Below are 15,313 nucleotides of genomic sequence, written 5' to 3'. Positions count from 1 at the left end.
GTCCAGGAGCCGCATGACACTCACGCTGACGATCCTGGGCTGCGGCTCCTCCGCCGGCGTGCCGCGCCCGGCCCTCGGCTGGGGCGCCTGCGATCCGAACAATCCCAAGAACCGCCGGCGGCGCTGTTCCCTGCTCGTCGAGCACGTCGCCGACCATGGCGCCACGCGCATCGTGATCGACACCTCGCCCGACCTGCGTGAGCAACTCATCGACGCCAATGTCGATCACATCGACGCGGTGTTCTTGACGCACGAGCATGCCGACCAGACCCACGGCATGGACGATCTGCGTTCGGTCGTCCTTCACATGCGCAAGCGCATTCCGGTCTATTTCAACCAGTCGACCGCCAAGGACATCATGGCGCGGTTCTCCTATTGCTTCATCTCGCCGGAGGGCAGTGACTATCCGCCGATCCTGACGCGACACTCGATCGAGGCGGGCGAGAGCCAGGCGATTCTGGGGAAGGGCGGCGCGGTGACACTGCGGGCATTCTTGGTGCAGCACGGCAAGATCCCGGCGCTCGGCTATCGCATTGGCAATGCCGCCTACACGCCCGACCTCAACGACATCCCGCGCGAGAGCTGGGAGGCGCTGGAAAATCTCGATCTGTGGATCGTCGACGGGCTGCGCTACACCGGCCATTCCAGCCACTTCAGCATCAACGACGCGCTGTCCTGGATCGCGCGATTCAAGCCGAGGCGCGCCGTCATCACCAACATGACGGCCGATGTCGACTACGAGGTGATCCGGCAGTCGCTGCCCGCGGGCGTGGTGCCAGCCTATGATGGGCTGCGGCTGGAGACGCACTGAACCTCCAGTTGAGATCGCGGCCCAAGCCGGCATATTCCTTGCTTTCGCGGGCCGCATCATGTTGGTCTAACGTCTCAAAGACAGGTGTCGGACAGGGACGATAATCAAGAAGAGCCGGCGGCGCGTGACGCCCGATCGTCGGGTTCGTTTACACTAGCGTCATCTGAGAATGGGGAACGCGTTGGCGGGACATGACGACGTAGCGGCTGCGGGATTGATCCGACGCACTCTGGATCTTCTCTATCTTTGCGCAGGCTATGCGGCCGGAATCTTCCTGGTTGCGATTTTCGCGATCATGATGGTCATGTCGGTCGGACGGCAATTTGCCCTCAACATTCCGGCCGGCGACGACTTCGCCTCGTGGTGCATGGCGGCAATGGCATTTCTCGGTCTCGCCCACACCTTCAAGCGCGGCGAGATGATACGCGTCGGTCTCGTGCTGGAGCGCTTGCACGGGCGGAAGAAACAGCTCGCTGAGATCGTCGCGCTCGGCATTGCGGCTGCCTTCGTTCTCTACTTTACCCGACACGCCGTGCAGATGACTTACGACTCCTGGCGCTTCAACGACGTGGCACAAGGCGTCGTCGCGCTTCCGCTCTGGATTCCGCAGCTTGGTTTTGCCTCAGGTCTTGCAATTCTGTCGATCGCAGTGGCCGACGAGATGATCAACGTGCTCCGTGGCAATCGGCCGAGTTACGAGAAGGGTTCTCCAGACGAGAGCCCGGAAGAGTTCGTCGAACGCATATCGCAGGGCGGCGGGGGCTGACCATGGCCAATCTCGGCATGATCGAACTGTCGTTCATTCTGCTCGGTGTCATGATCCTGCTCCTGGCGAGCGGGGTCTGGATCGCCGTCGCGCTCGGCCTCGTCGGCTTTGTGGCGATGGCACTGACCACGAGCCTGCCGCTCGGCACGGTGCTTGCGACCACGACCTGGAGTGCAAGCGCCTCCTGGACGCTTGCGGCGCTGCCGTTGTTCATCTGGATGGGAGAAATCCTCTTTCGCACCAAATTGTCGGAGGAAATGTTCCGCGGCCTGTCGCCCTGGGTTCAGTGGCTCCCGGGACGGCTGACCCATGTGAACGTGATCGGATGCGGCATCTTTGCGGCGGTGTCGGGCTCCTCGGCCGCGACCTGCGCGACCATCGGCAAGATCGCACTACCCGAACTCGACAAGCGCGGCTACGACAAGGGCCTCAGCCTCGGCTCGCTTGCAGGCTCCGGCACGCTCGGACTGCTGATTCCGCCTTCGATTCCGATGGTGGTGTACGCGGTCACGGCGAACGTCTCGGTGCTGCAGGTGTTCCTCGGCGGCTTCCTGCCGGGGGCGCTCGTCATGGCCCTCTACTCCGGCTACATCGTTCTATGGTCGCTGCTCAATCCGAAGAAGATACCGCCGCGTGATCCGCCGATGCCGTTTCGCCGGAAGCTGCAGGAATCCGCCAAGCTGCTTCCCTGTCTGATTCTGATCCTCGCAGTCTTCTTTTCGCTCGTACTCGGCTTTGCCACTGCGACCGAATGCGCCGCATGGGGCGTTGCAGGCGCGCTCCTGCTTGCGTGGTGGAGCGGTACGCTCACGCGCAAGAACTTCTTCGAGAGCGTGATGAGCGCGACGCGGCTGACCTGCATGATCATGCTGATCCTGGCGGGTGCGGCCTATACCACAGCCGCGATGGCCTATACCGGCATTCCGGCGGCACTCGCCACCTGGGTCAAGGGGCAGGAGCTGACACCCAGCATGCTCGCGCTGTATCTGAGCGTCATGTACATCATTCTCGGCTGCCTGATCGACGGCATCTCGATGATTGTGCTGACCGCCGTGATTGTGCTGCCGATGGTGAAGCAGGCCGGGCTCGACCTCGTCTGGTTCGGGGTCTACCTCATCATTCACGTCGAGATGGCGCAGATCACGCCGCCGGTCGGTTTCAACCTGTTCGTGCTCCAGAACATGAGCGGGCGCGATACCCTGACCGTTGCGCGGGCGGCGTTCCCGTTCTTCGTCCTGTTGCTTGCCGCCGTGTTCATCATCACCGAATATCCGCAGATCGTGCTGTTCTTGCCTAAGCTCGCTTTTCCCGATTGATCGCGTCGGGCTTCCAAATTGACCGTGAGGAGACGTTCGATGAAGTTTCGCTTGTTCCGCCTGGGCCTGATGGCCGGAGTGCTTTTGGCCGCTACACCCGTGCTCGCCCAGACAAAGTGGAATCTGCCTGCGGCATATCCAGCCGACAATCCGCATTCGGAGAATCTCGTCGCCTTTGCCAAGGACGTCGAAGCCGCGACCTCAGGCAAGCTGCAAATCACCGTCCATCCGGGCGCGTCGCTGTTCAAGGCGCCGGACATCAAGCGCGCCGTGGCGACCGGGCAGGCGCAGATGGGCGAAGTGCTGCTATCGATCCACGAAAACGAGGATCCGGTATTCGGCATCGACGTGGTGCCGTTCCTGGCGACCAGCTTTCCGGAGGCGATGAAGCTGTATCAGGCTTCCAAGCCAGCGATCGCAAAGAAGCTGGACGCACAAGGCCTGAAGCTGCTGTTCGCCGTGCCGTGGGCGCCGCAGGGCGTTTATGTCAACAAGCCGCTCGCGACCATCGAGGACATGAAGGGCCTGAAGTGGCGCGCCTATAATGTCGGAACCGCGCGGATCGGCGAACTGGTCGGTGCCCAGGCGGTGACGATCCAGGCCGCCGAGCTGCCGCAGGCACTCGCTACCGGCGTGGTGAATTCATTCATGTCGTCGGGCGGTACCGGCTATGATTCCAAGGCATGGGAATCGCTGAAGTACTTCTACGACGTGCAGGCCTGGATTCCGAAGGACTACACCTTCGTCAACAAGGCGGCGTTCGACGCGCTCGACAAGCCGACCCAGGAGGCAATCCTCAAGGCGGCCGCAACGGCGGAGACACGCGGCTGGAAGGCCTGGGAAGAAAAGAGCAATTGGTACATTGCTCAGCTCAAGGCCAAGGGCATGACGGTGGAACCGCCAAGCCCGGCGCTGAAGGCCGGCTTTCAGAAGATCGGCGAACAGTTGACGGCCGACTGGCTCAAGAAGGCCGGGGCCAATGGCCAGGCCCTGATTGACGCCTACAAGAAGATGTAAGGACGAGGTTAGATCCTGCTCCTCGCCGTCGCGCGCGAGCAGGATCTTGCCCCGAGCAGGATCTTGCCCATTGGCCGCATAGGCGCCGGCTGGCTCAGGTCGAGATCGCCTTGGCCGATCCGACCTCGTTGCGCAGCAGGAATTTCTGAATCTTTCCGGTCGAGGTCTTCGGGATCGGTCCGAACACGACGGCCTTCGGCGTCTTGAAGCCCGATAGGTGGGTGCGGCAGAAGGCGATGATGTCGGCTTCGCTCGCGCTCGCGCCGTCCTTCAATTCGATGAAGGCGCAGGGCACCTCGCCCCATTTCGGATCGGGCTTTGCGACCACGGCCGCGAACAGCACGGCCGGATGCTTGTAGAGGATGTCCTCGACCTCGACGGAGGAGATGTTCTCGCCGCCGGAGATGATGATGTCCTTGGAACGGTCCTTGATGATGATGTAGCCGTGCTCGTCGAGCACGCCGAGATCGCCGGTGTGAAACCAGCCGCCTTCGAAGGCTTCCGTCGTCGCTTTCTCGTTCTTGAGGTAGCCCTTCATCACGATGTTGCCGCGGAACATGACCTCGCCGATGGTCTCGCCATCGCGCGGCACCTCCTGCATGGTCTGCGGATTGATGACGGTGACAGCTTCTTCCAGCGGGTAGGACACGCCTTGCCGGCGCTTCATGCGCGCGCGTTCGGGCGCGGGAAGCTCATCCCAGCCGGGCTGCTCGGCGCAGACGGAGGCGGGGCCATAGACCTCGGTCAGGCCGTAGACATGCGTGAGCTTGATGCCGATGCTCTCGGCGCCTTCGAGCACCGCGACCGGCGGGGCGGCACCGGCGATCAGGCCGACGACGCGGCGGGCCGCGTTGCCTTTGGGCGCATCGGGCGCGTTGATCAGCGTGTTGTAGACGATCGGCGCGCCGCACATGTGCGTGACGCCGTGCTGCTTGATCAGCGCGAAGATCTTGCTCGGCTCGACCTTGCGCAGGCAGACGTTGATGCCGGCGGCCGCCGCGATGGTCCACGGGAAGCACCAGCCGTTGCAATGAAACATCGGCAACGTCCAGAGATAGACCGGATGCTGGCCGAGATTGCCCGCGAGGATGTTGCTGACGGCGTTCAGATAGGCGCCGCGATGATGGGTGACGACGCCCTTGGGATTGCCCGTGGTGCCCGAGGTGTAGCTCAGCGCGATGGCGTCCCACTCGTCCGCCGGCAGGATCGCGGTGAAGTTCGGGTCGCCCTGGGCGACGGCGGTTTCGTACTCGATCTCGCCGATGCGCTTGCCGCCCTTGAACGCGGCGTCGTCGACGTCGACCACAAGAGGCTTTGGCCCGTTCATCTGCGCGAGCGCGTCGGTGATCACGCCGGCAAATTCGGGATCGACCAGGATGATCTTGGCCCCGCCATGATCGAGCTGGAAGGCGATCGAGGGTGCATCGAGCCGGATGTTGAGGGCATTGAGCACTGCGCCGGCCATCGGCACCGCAAAGTGCAGCTCGTTCATCGCCGGCACGTTCGGCAGCATGGCCGCGACCGTGTCGCCGACGCCGATGCCCTTGCCGGCCAGCCAGGACGCAAAGCGCCGGCAGCGCTCGTAAGTCTCAGCCCAGGTGAAGCTGCGGCCTTCATAGACCGTGCTGACGTGATCGGGAAAGACGGCGGCGCTGCGCGCGAGGAAGCTCAGCGGGCTCAAGGGCACGTAGTTGGCGGGTGTCTTGTCGAGGCCGATATTGTACTGGTTCTGCCGCTCACTCATCGACACCCTCCTGTACGCCGCGTCAAAGGAATCCGATCGAGATCCAGGGGAAGATCGCGACGATGATCAATCCCACGAGCAGCGCCAGCAGGTAGCCCCAGATCGGCCGGATGCCTTCGGCCGGATCGACGCGTCCGATGGCGCAGGCAGCATAATAGCCGACGCCGAAGGGCGGCGCGAATAGCCCGATACCCATCGCCAAAATGATCACCATGGCATAGTGCACCTCATGCACGCCGACGGCGCGGGCAATGGGAAACAGCAGCGGCCCGAACAGCACGATGGCGGGAATTCCCTCCAGCACGCTGCCGAGGATGGTGAAAGCCAGGATCGAGACCGCAATGAACGAGGCCGAGCCGCCGGGCAGGCCGGTCATGGCTGAAGCCAGCGAGCGCGAGAAGCCCGATTGCGTCAGGCCCCAGGCCATGCCGGTGGCGCTGCCGATGATCAGCAGGATGGCGCCGGAGAGCGAGGCGGTCTCGACCAGCATCGGAAACAGCCGCCGCCAGTCGAAGCGGCGGTAGATCAGGAGGCCGACCAGGACGCCGTAGACGATGCCGATCGTCGAGACTTCCGTGGCGGTCGCGATGCCCTCGACCACGGCGTAACGGATCACAAAAGGCAGCGCCAATGCGGGCAGGGCGATGATGAAGGTCTTGCCGATCTCACCAGTGGTGGCGCGGCGGACGTGGCTCATGTCCTCGTGGCGGTAGCGCCACCAGACCAGCATGCAGAGCGTCAGCGCCAGCACCACGCCTGGCAAGAGGCCGCCGGTGAACAGCGCCGCGATCGACACGCCGGTGACCGAGCCGATGGTGATCAGCACGAGGCTCGGCGGGATGGTTTCGGTCTGCGCGCCCGTTGCCGCGAGCAGCGCGACGAGATCGCCGGGGCGGGCGCCACGCTCTTTCATCTCGGGGAACAGCACCGGTGCGACCGCGGCCATGTCGGCGGCCTTGGCGCCGGAGATGCCGGAGACCAGGTACATGGCGCCGACCAGCACGTAATGCAGGCCGCCGCGGACGTGGCCGAGCAGGCTTGCCAGAAACGCCACCATGGCCCGCGCCATGCCGGTCATCTCGATCAGCAACCCTAAGAACACGAACAGCGGTACCGCGAGCAGGATCAGATGGCTCATGCCCTCGTCCATCCGGCCGACGAGCACCATCACGGGCGTACGCGTGGTCAGCGCCAGATAGCCGAAGATCGCGAGGCCAAAGCCGAACGCAATGGGAACGCCGGCAAAGACGCAGAAGCCGGCAACGCCGACAAAGAAGATGACGAGGTTGAGGTTGCCGAGCGGCCGCAGATAAGGCTCGGCGAGCCAGAACAAACCGACGACGATGGCGACGGACGCCACGGCCGCCAGCACCATGCGGTAATCCGCGGCCCGCAACAGCCGCAGCAGCGCGAATGCTGCCATCAGGCAGATGCCGACCGGCAGCGCCACGGCGCGCCACATGTTCGAAATCTGCAGCGCCGGCGTGGTGATGAAGCTTTCCTCATAGGCGTAGTCGTAGGACGGCCAGACGATCATCATGAGGAACGCCAGCGCGGCAGAGACCGCCACGAGATCAAGCCAGGCTCGCATCGCAGGTCCTGCGCTTGCGACGATCGCAGTCATGCGCATGTGCTCGGAGCGGCGGAATGCGACCGCCGCGCCCAGCATCGCCAGCCACAGGAACAGGATCGAGGCGAGCTCGTCCGACCAGATCAGCGGCCGGTGCAGCCCGTAGCGCGCGACCACGCCGGCAAACAGGATGACGATCTCGGCGACGACCAGGATCGCCGCCGGGATCTCGACGAGGAGGCCCAGCGCGCGCTCCAGCGAGGCAAGCACGGAAGATCGGCGAGGGGGCTGCACAGCCACCTCGCCCGCCATTTCGGTCACCGGTGCCTCGATATGAGCCATGACGGCTCCAACGCCTTACGACAGCTTGCCGACGGCTTTTTCCAAGAGGTCCCAGGCCTGCTCACCATACTTGCCCTTCCACTCGGCATAGAAGCCGGCGGTCCGCAGCTTGTCGCGGAACGGCGCGACAGTGGGCTGGTTGAAGGTCAGGCCCTTGCCGGCGAGCTCCTGCTGGAGATTGGCGTTCAGCTTGGCGGTGTCGGCGCGCTCGTTCACGGCAGCGGCGTTGATGTGCTTGGCGACGATGGTGCGCACGTCCGCCGGCAGCTTCTCCCACGCGCGGCGGTTGGCCAGGAACCAGAAGCCGTCCCACATGTGGTTGGTCAGCGAGCAGTATTTCTGCACCTCGTAGAGCTTGGCGGTCGAGATGATCGCCAGCGGGTTCTCCTGGCCTTCGACCACCTTGGTCTGGAGCGCCGAATAGACCTCGCTGAAATTGATCGAAGCGGGCGCGGCATCGAACGCCTTGAACATCGAGGTCCACAGCGGCGACACCGGCACGCGGATCTTGAAGCCCTTGAAATCGTCCGGCCCCGTGATCGGCTTGGTCGAGGACGTGGTCTGGCGGAACCCGTTGTCCCAGATCTTGTCCATGACCTCGAGGCCGGCCTTCTTGATCTCGCCGCGGACATAGGCGCCGAGGTCGCCGTCCATGGCCTTCCAGACCGTGTCGTAGTCCGGGAACGCGAAGCCGATGCCGTTGATGGAAGCTGCCGGAACCAGGGTCGCCAGGATCAGGCCGGACAGCGTGAAGAACTCGACGCCGCCGGACCGGATCTGGCTCAGCATGTCGGTGTCGGACCCGAGCTGGTTGTTCGGGAAGATCTGGAGGTCGAACTTGCCGTTGGTCTCGCTCTTGATCGCCGCGGCCATCTCCTTGGCGCGGGCGTTCATCGGATGTGAGTCAGGCAGGTTGTTGGCGTATTTGTAGGTGAACTCGGCGCTCTGGGCGCGGGCCACATGGGGCGCACCAATGCCGCCCAGGACCGCGGTCGCGGCGGAGGCCTTGAGAAGCGTGCGTCGGGAAAAGTTCATCGGGGTTTGCTCCCAAAAAAGGTTTGTTGTTGTTCTGAGACGCAAACCTATACGGACGGAAGGCCATGAGGTCATCTGCGATCTCGCGAGGCTTCGCTTATTGCAGCCACATCGAGCCGCGGCAATATCGGCTTTCAGACGATGCTGTTGACGCATGCTGCGGCGGATTGGCGCTCAGGGTCGTGGCGAGCGAAACGGTACTGGAGCGAAGGCGGCATCGCAGGATTTCTGCCTAAATATCTGATCTAATTCGATATAAATATATTCCATAATATACCTTATGCGAATTACGGCTGAGCATGCAGATCAGGCCGGACATTTCCGCAGCTAGCCAGAACCCTGCTCCCGGCTCACACTCGTCTTCCAGCAAAGCCCAGACCCACGACGCCGGCATTCAAGCTGCGCCAGCCATGGGAGGTTCGTCATGCAGGAGAACGTTGCGCGCGCGAACGGCTCTCGCGCGATTCCATTCGATGCCGCCAAGCTCGACGGTCTCATGGAGGCCTCCGGGCTCGACGTCCTGATCGCGACCTCCAAGCACAATGTGCAGTACCTGCTCGGTGCCGAGCGCGCGATCTTCTTCGACTACATGGATGCCATGGGCGTCAGCCGCTATCTGCCGGTGCTGGTCTATCCCAAGGGCGCTCCGGAGAAGGCCGTCTATGTCGGCCATCGGCTCGAGACCCATCAGCGCGCCGTGGCGCCGCCATGGGTACCGCAGGTCCGGACCGAGTCCAACGGATCGGTCGATGCGGTGATGCGGGCCGTGGGCCTGATCCGGGACGCCGGCGTGCCGCTGGAGCGGGTCGGGGTCGAGATGGCATTCCTGCCGATGGATGCGGGCCGGGCGCTTACTGAGGCCCTGCCCGGCGCCGAGCTCAAGGACGTGCTGTTGGTGCTGGAGCGGCTGCGCGCGGTCAAGTCGGCGGACGAGTTGGCAAAACTCAAGACCGCCTCCGAGCTCGTCATTGCGTCGATGCTGGAGGTGATTGCGCAGCACGGCCCGGGCACGACCAAGCAGCAATTGTCGGACGGATTGCGCGTTGCGGAAGTCAATCGCGGCCTCACCTTCGAGTATTGCCTGCTGGCCTGCGGCAAAAGCCACAACCGGGCGCCGTCGGCGCAGCGCTGGGAGCAAGGCGACGTGCTGTCGCTGGACTCCGGCGGCAATTATCACGGCTATATCGGCGACCTCGCACGGATGGCCGTGCTGGGCGATCCCGATGCCGAACTCAGGGATTATCTGGCCGAGATTGAGGCGGTGCAGCGTGCCGCCTTCGCCGCGGTCCGGCCCGGCGCCTTGGGTGGCGACATCTACGTCGCGGCCGAGCGGCAGCTTGCCCAGATCAGCCAGCGCGGCTGCACCGATTTCCTGGCCCATGGCATGGGCCTCGTCAGCCACGAGGCCCCTCGCCTGACCGCCACCGGTCCGGTTCCCTATGACGACGTCGATGCCCGCCAGCCGCTCGAAGCCGGCATGGTGGTGTCGATCGAAACCACGATGAAGCATCCCACGCGCGGTTTCATCAAGCTCGAGGATACGGTCGCGGTGACGCCGAGCGGCTACGAGATCTTCGGCGAGGGTGGCCGCGGCTGGAATCGCGGCGGCAGCGGGCTTACCGCGAGATAGCGTTGAGCATCTCGGCAGGCCCACGCGCAAATCGTGAGTTGTGGCGCGACGGGAGACTGTTCCTTTGGCGCACGACAAACGGTGAGCGCGATCCCATCAATAACTTCGGCCCGGGCCAGACGAGCCGCGCGAACCTCGCGCACCGCGGAAGTAACGGCACCACCCGTCCGGGCTGATAGGTCCGGCAACGATCTCGCAGCTACCGGGTGGCCGGAAGTGGGCACAAACGCCGCAGTGTTGGGCTCCGTTCGGTTGATACTGATAATGCGCGACCTCTTTCGGGATGGGCCTACGTGCGCGGGCATAGGCACCCGTGACATATCCTGCCGTGCCATGAGCCCACGCCGGAGCCACTGTCGCGCCGGCGAGCGCTGCGCCGCCGAGCGAGGTTTCGAAGAAGCCGCGGCGAGAGAGGCCTTTATCGGGCTTGTTGCTGGAGGAAGAGCTTGCACCTACCGGCTTGGATTGGTCACTCATCGGTCGCCTCCTGGCGGTACCGCCTTCGAAAAATCGGATTTCCCTGCAACTCACAAACCGTGCCGGAATATTCCTAGTTCCTAAATGCCCTCCGGTTATCGTAATCGCGCCCGCTGGACGCCTGCCTTAGCGCCGGCCGCCGACTTCATCGATCCGGCGCAACATGTCCGCGGGATCGTCATAGACGCGGAAGGCGCCGGATTGCCTGAGTTCGTCCGGTCCATAGCCGCCGCTCAGCAGGCCGACGCCAAGCGCGCGGCAGCGCACCGCCGCCATCATGTCCCAGACGCTGTCGCCAACCACGACCGCCGTCTCGATCGGTGCATTCAGCCGGGCCGCTGCGGCGAGAAACAGATCGGGGTCGGGCTTCGCGTATTTGACCTGGTCGCGCGTCACCACTGGCGTGCGCTGGGGATCGACGCCGAGTGAGGCCAGGTTGACGGCCGCGGTCTCCATCCGGCCGCTGGTCGCAATCGCCCAGGGAATCTTCGCGTCCGACAACCATCGCAGCAGTTCGCGCGCGCCTGGCAGCGGCCGGATCTGGCTGGCCTGCTGCTGGTACGACGCCGCGTGCGCCCGCCGCAGCCGGTCGATGCGTTCTTCGCTTATCTCCACGCCGATTTCGCGCAGGAGCTGGTTGGTGAAGAGCCCGCCGCTCATGCCGATCTTGCGATGAATGCGCCAGACCGACAGCTCGATGCCTTCGGCTTCGAGCGCGTGTTTCCAGGCCAGCACATGTTGATAGACGCTGTCGACCAGCGTGCCGTCGAGGTCAAACAGAAAGATTGGCTCGATGCGCATGTGATGTCTCCGTCGCCAGGCGTCGCCGACCGAGGCGCCCTCGCCTCGCTGGCCCGACGCTTGGCTTACGATCAACAGAGCCGCTGGTTCCCTCCCGTTGCATCACCAGGCCGCGATATACGTCCCCTTGAAGCGCTCTAGCGCAGCGGCAATTGGTCGAGCTGACTCTGCGCCTTCTTGACGGTGGTGGCGAACCAGCTCTGGCTCGGCGCCTGCTTGGCGAAGCACGCCGTGAATGCGGTCATCGCATTGTCTTCGCGGGTCATGTCGCCGCGCGGGTCTTTCTTGTCGACGGGTCTGGCCATCATCTGCTTCCAGACCTTCTCGCAAGCCGGGATCGGCGCCGTCTTTACCGCGTCCGACGTGGCGACAAAGAAAACCTTCTCGCCCTGGATCGCGACGACGTCGATTTCGTCAGGCGGTCCTTTCAGATCGCCATTGCCGCGCACGCCCAGCACGGCGACCGCTACGCTCGCCGTCGCGGGCTTTGCGATCGGCAGCTCTGCATATTTGGCGAAAGCGGAATCCTGGATCGCAGCGTAGTAGAAGCGGTCTGACCTGAACGCGGCGCTGATCTCCTGCGGCATGCCGTCCTCGCGATGCTCGGCAAGCCAGTGCTTGAGCAGCGTGCTGGTCGTCACCACGACTTGCGTCTTGTCGCCTTCGGAGGCGAAAGCGAGCCCATCGAGATGGCCGAAGCCCGAGTCGCCCTTATAGAGCGTGTCGACGTTCGACTTTGCCTCCGTCGGCAGCCCCTTGATCGTGATCGGCCCCATCAGGCCACGCAGCACCTCTGCCAACTCCTTAAGAGCCATATCGTGCTGCTTGTAAGTCTCGTCGTTCTCCGCCGCCTTCGAGAACTTTGCGATGTAGCGATCGCGTAGGTCGAGGTATGGCTGCTCGGGAGCGGCCGCATATGCGTTGGTGGCGAACACGAGCAGGCAGAGCAAGGCAAGCGGTCTCATGGCGATTCCCGCGGGGCGAAGTGATCTCCAGTCTTTGTGCCGGCGCTCGACGGGAGGTTCATCGGCCCCTCAGCCGTCAAAAAAATCTGCAGAATGATGTCGGTCTCCGAACGCCCCGTTCGTCGTGCCAATGCCGGGCCAATGACGCCGGCTCCACAGCTTTTGGCTAAGGAGAGCCTCACGATGACCATCACCATTACCGCCTTTGAACGGTCACCCGATGGCGGCATAGGACTGGCGCGTGATACGCGCGTTCGCTGGGCGTTTGAGGAAGTGGGTCAACCCTACAAGGTCCGCCTCGTTTCGTTTCATGCGATGAAGGAACCTGCGCATCTGGCTCTTCATCCTTTCGGTCAGATTCCGACCTATGAAGAAGGCGATCTCGTGCTGTTCGAGACGGGGGCGATCGTCTTCCACATCGCCCAGCGCCATGCCGGTCTTCTGCCGGATGACGCCAATGCCCGGGCGCGCGCGATCACTTGGATGTTTGCCGCGCTCAACACGGTGGAGCCGCCGATCCTTGAGCTTGGAACCGCCAGACTGTTAGAGGGCGACAAGCCCTGGAACAAGGAGCGCCTGCCTCTGGTCGAAGGTCGCATCCGCGACCGGCTGAACCAACTTTCCCGACGCCTCGGGGATACCGATTGGCTCGATGGTGCGTTCAGCGCGGGCGACCTGATGATGGTATCGGTGCTGCTCCGCCTGAAATCGTCGGGCATTCTGGACGAATATCCGAACCTGGCCGCCTATCTTGCCCGCGGTGAAGCGCGGCCCGCCTACAAGCGGGCTTTCGACGCTCAACTGGCGGTGAACACCGGCAAGCCGCTAATCTAGCTCCTTCGGCAGCACGATCCGCCGGCGCCGTTTTGGTCGGCGGCGAGCACGCTGCGGCTGTTGCGGTCCGGCGGGATGTCGCCGGCGGCATTGGCCGCAAAGAAGCCGGTCGGCTTCAGCATGAAGCCGGCATATTCGACCGGCATGATCGGGAAATCCTCGGGCTTGCAGATATGAGTGTGGCCAAAGGAGTGCCACACCACGAGGTCGGCATTCTCGATGTTGCGGTTCTGCGCGGCGTAGCGCGGCAGGCCGTCGCCGCCGGCATGGACGTTGGGATAGTCCCCGCTGGCGTATTTCTCGGCGGGATCGAACGCCGTGACCCAGACATGCTTGGTGGCGAAGCCGCCTCGTCTGCGCACGTAACTGCCCTCCTGCGCCAGCATCAGCGGGCTCGGATTGACCACGAGCTTGTAGGCCGGCGCGCCGCCGACCGAATTGGTCTCGTTGGGATTGCTGATCTTCCAGAACCGGCCGGTCCCGCCATTGGCGACCGAGGCCGCGTCGCGCTCGCGCGACAGAATGCGCGTTGTCGTGTCAAACACGTTGCCATGCGGATTGTCATCGCCCCAGGGCCGCGGCATGAACTCATGCTCGGTGACGGTGTTACCGCCGCCATCGAGATCCATGTGCAGGCGCACGTTGAAGAAGTGCTGGTGCGTCGGCCCGCCCAGATTGTCGTCGACCATGCCGCCCCAGCGATATTTATCGCCGGGCTTGACGGCCGCAGTCTGGATGATGCCGGTGAGCTTAGTCTCGAGTTGGATGGTGCCGTCCTGGTAGAGGTACCAATAGAAGCCGTAGTCGTAATTGCCGACGGTTGCGAAGAACGAGATGACGAGCCGCCGGGAGCGGCGGACCTCGAACAGGCCGTTGCGGAATTCGTAGTGTTTCCAGGCAATTCCGTAGTCTTCTTCATGCATGCAGATGGCGTTCTGCATGACGAACGGCTCGCCCTTGCTGTCGGCCGCCGGCACGTCGAAATAATGGATGTTGCCGAGGCAGTCGCAGCCGAGCTCGAGCGCATTGGCGAGCATGCCGAGCCCGTATTCGCCGGCGTCGAACGCCGACTTCCAGAAATGGTTGGCGGTCGGGTCGGCATAAGGCACCACCATCTCGGTGACGCTGGCGCGATGGATCAGCGAACGCTTGCGCCCGCCGTCCTGGTAGGCGAGCTGATGCAACACCAGCCCCTCGCGCGGCGTGAAGCCGACGCGAAAGCTCCATTTCTGCCATTCGACCAGCCAGCCATCGACGCGGAAGCTCGCGCCCTCCGGCTGCTCGATGTGCAGCGGCTTGATGTCGGTGCGAGCGTTCTTGACTTCGTGTGCGCCGTAGTTCCGCTTCTTGCGCGGGATCGGCACGATCGGATCCGCATCGGTGAGGTCGATGACCCTGCCCCCGATCAGGTCGACGACCGCGACGACGCCCTCGATCGGGTGGGCGTAGCCGTTGTCCTGGAGGTGCTCGCGAAAATAGCTGACGGCGCGCACGATACGTGCGCCGCGCTCGAACTCCTTGTCGAAGAAGCCCGAGGAGAACGGATCGACCTGGACCAGCTCGATATCCTTGTCGCTGAGGCCGCGCCGGTGCATCGCCGCGCGCCAACCGGGATCGGCCTTGACCACGGCCTCGCATTTGAAGAACTCCTCGAGCATCAGCGGGGGCTGCCCGTAGGGGGCCTCGCGGTTCGGCACGACCTTGCGGCCGACGATCTCGCCGCGGCTGAGATCGACGATGTGCTCGATCGCCTCGCCGGTCACGATGTCCAGCGTCAGCACGAAGGCGCGGCGCGGCAGCCCTGCCCCGCCTGCCGCCAGCTCCTGCTTGGTCGGCTCTTCCAGGCGCACGGCCGGGAAGCGGCAGCTCTCGGGCGATGTGGCTGCTGCGCGCACCAGCGCGCACGCCGCGGAGATTTCCGCGGTCGTCAGCGGATCGAGCGGATGCGGTGTGGCGGCCTGCGCCGGCGATGTGGCTGTGACGGTATCGAGCATGATGATGTCCG

12 protein-coding genes are annotated in these 15,313 nt (G+C 63.9%); 6 read left to right on the top strand and 6 right to left on the bottom strand.

Annotated features, from left to right (window positions below; genetic code table 11):
• The first annotated feature begins 13 nt into the window (after positions 1–13).
• The 4 genes from MTR72_RS32835 (at position 14) to MTR72_RS32820 (ending at position 3,910) form a co-directional block, all read left to right on the top strand.
• Entirely contained in the window at positions 14–811 is a 798-nt protein-coding gene (locus tag MTR72_RS32835; RefSeq protein ID WP_280963916.1) for an MBL fold metallo-hydrolase, read from the top strand.
• Between the two features lie 169 nt (positions 812–980).
• On the top strand, positions 981–1,577 hold the full coding sequence (locus MTR72_RS32830; RefSeq protein ID WP_280963917.1) for a TRAP transporter small permease: 597 nt from the start codon (positions 981–983) through the stop codon (positions 1,575–1,577).
• Between the two features lie 2 nt (positions 1,578–1,579).
• Positions 1,580–2,893 carry a TRAP transporter large permease gene (locus tag MTR72_RS32825; RefSeq protein ID WP_341511851.1) on the top strand — a complete coding sequence of 438 codons (1,314 nt, stop codon included), beginning with the start codon at positions 1,580–1,582 and terminating at the stop codon, positions 2,891–2,893.
• Positions 2,894–2,932: 39 nt separating this feature from the next.
• Complete coding sequence (locus MTR72_RS32820; protein ID WP_280963919.1) at positions 2,933–3,910, top strand: TRAP transporter substrate-binding protein; 978 nt, start codon at positions 2,933–2,935, stop codon at positions 3,908–3,910.
• A gap of 94 nt (positions 3,911–4,004) precedes the next feature.
• Here MTR72_RS32820 and MTR72_RS32815 read toward each other — a convergent pair whose 3' ends face one another.
• Genes MTR72_RS32815 through MTR72_RS32805 form a run of 3 tightly spaced genes read right to left on the bottom strand, consistent with a single transcriptional unit; the run spans position 4,005 to position 8,601 of the window.
• Positions 4,005–5,654, bottom strand: coding sequence for an acyl-CoA synthetase (locus MTR72_RS32815; RefSeq protein ID WP_280963920.1), 1,650 nt, complete (start codon positions 5,652–5,654; stop codon positions 4,005–4,007).
• Positions 5,655–5,676: 22 nt separating this feature from the next.
• Positions 5,677–7,566, bottom strand: a complete 1,890-nt coding sequence (locus MTR72_RS32810; RefSeq protein ID WP_280963921.1) for a TRAP transporter large permease — start codon at positions 7,564–7,566, stop codon at positions 5,677–5,679.
• A gap of 15 nt (positions 7,567–7,581) precedes the next feature.
• Positions 7,582–8,601, bottom strand: coding sequence for a TRAP transporter substrate-binding protein (locus tag MTR72_RS32805; RefSeq protein ID WP_280963923.1), 1,020 nt, complete (start codon positions 8,599–8,601; stop codon positions 7,582–7,584).
• Positions 8,602–9,025: 424 nt separating this feature from the next.
• Between MTR72_RS32805 and MTR72_RS32800 the strand changes: the two genes are divergently transcribed.
• On the top strand, positions 9,026–10,231 hold the full coding sequence (locus MTR72_RS32800) for a M24 family metallopeptidase (RefSeq protein WP_280963925.1): 1,206 nt from the start codon (positions 9,026–9,028) through the stop codon (positions 10,229–10,231).
• A 603-nt stretch (positions 10,232–10,834) separates the two neighbouring features.
• Here the strand turns inward: MTR72_RS32800 and MTR72_RS32795 are convergent.
• Both MTR72_RS32795 and MTR72_RS32790 read right to left on the bottom strand, forming a co-directional pair.
• Positions 10,835–11,509, bottom strand: coding sequence for an HAD family hydrolase (locus MTR72_RS32795; RefSeq protein ID WP_280963926.1), 675 nt, complete (start codon positions 11,507–11,509; stop codon positions 10,835–10,837).
• A 137-nt stretch (positions 11,510–11,646) separates the two neighbouring features.
• Entirely contained in the window at positions 11,647–12,474 is an 828-nt protein-coding gene (locus MTR72_RS32790) for a hypothetical protein (protein ID WP_280963927.1), read from the bottom strand.
• 183 nt (positions 12,475–12,657) lie between these two features.
• Here MTR72_RS32790 and MTR72_RS32785 point away from each other — a divergent pair, with 183 nt between their 5' ends.
• Positions 12,658–13,308, top strand: a complete 651-nt coding sequence (locus MTR72_RS32785) for a glutathione S-transferase family protein (RefSeq protein ID WP_280963928.1) — start codon at positions 12,658–12,660, stop codon at positions 13,306–13,308.
• On the opposite strand, the gene MTR72_RS32780 is transcribed toward MTR72_RS32785, so the two are convergent.
• Complete coding sequence (locus MTR72_RS32780; RefSeq protein WP_280963929.1) at positions 13,305–15,302, bottom strand: primary-amine oxidase; 1,998 nt, start codon at positions 15,300–15,302, stop codon at positions 13,305–13,307. The genes MTR72_RS32785 and MTR72_RS32780 overlap by 4 nt on opposite strands.
• Positions 15,303–15,313: the final 11 nt, after the last annotated feature.

Origin of the sequence: Bradyrhizobium sp. ISRA442, from assembly GCF_038085055.1 — a bacterium.
In the GTDB taxonomy this organism is placed as follows: Bacteria; Pseudomonadota; Alphaproteobacteria; order Rhizobiales; family Xanthobacteraceae; genus Bradyrhizobium.
Note: the sequence above shows the minus strand (reverse complement) of the source record. Positions and strands in the feature narration are given on the sequence as shown.

What these genes read in the sequence shown, in the direction of transcription:
- MTR72_RS32835 (WP_280963916.1), top strand. Translation starts at nt 14, where the DNA reads ATGACACTCACGCTGACGATCCTGGGCTGCGGCTCCTCCGCCGGCGTG.
- MTR72_RS32830 (WP_280963917.1), top strand. Translation starts at nt 981, where the DNA reads ATGGGGAACGCGTTGGCGGGACATGACGACGTAGCGGCTGCGGGATTG.
- MTR72_RS32825 (WP_341511851.1), top strand. Translation starts at nt 1,580, where the DNA reads ATGGCCAATCTCGGCATGATCGAACTGTCGTTCATTCTGCTCGGTGTC.
- MTR72_RS32820 (WP_280963919.1), top strand. Translation starts at nt 2,933, where the DNA reads ATGAAGTTTCGCTTGTTCCGCCTGGGCCTGATGGCCGGAGTGCTTTTG.
- MTR72_RS32815 (WP_280963920.1), bottom strand. Translation starts at nt 5,654, where the DNA reads ATGAGTGAGCGGCAGAACCAGTACAATATCGGCCTCGACAAGACACCC.
- MTR72_RS32810 (WP_280963921.1), bottom strand. Translation starts at nt 7,566, where the DNA reads ATGGCTCATATCGAGGCACCGGTGACCGAAATGGCGGGCGAGGTGGCT.
- MTR72_RS32805 (WP_280963923.1), bottom strand. Translation starts at nt 8,601, where the DNA reads ATGAACTTTTCCCGACGCACGCTTCTCAAGGCCTCCGCCGCGACCGCG.
- MTR72_RS32800 (WP_280963925.1), top strand. Translation starts at nt 9,026, where the DNA reads ATGCAGGAGAACGTTGCGCGCGCGAACGGCTCTCGCGCGATTCCATTC.
- MTR72_RS32795 (WP_280963926.1), bottom strand. Translation starts at nt 11,509, where the DNA reads ATGCGCATCGAGCCAATCTTTCTGTTTGACCTCGACGGCACGCTGGTC.
- MTR72_RS32790 (WP_280963927.1), bottom strand. Translation starts at nt 12,474, where the DNA reads ATGAGACCGCTTGCCTTGCTCTGCCTGCTCGTGTTCGCCACCAACGCA.
- MTR72_RS32785 (WP_280963928.1), top strand. Translation starts at nt 12,658, where the DNA reads ATGACCATCACCATTACCGCCTTTGAACGGTCACCCGATGGCGGCATA.
- MTR72_RS32780 (WP_280963929.1), bottom strand. Translation starts at nt 15,302, where the DNA reads ATGCTCGATACCGTCACAGCCACATCGCCGGCGCAGGCCGCCACACCG.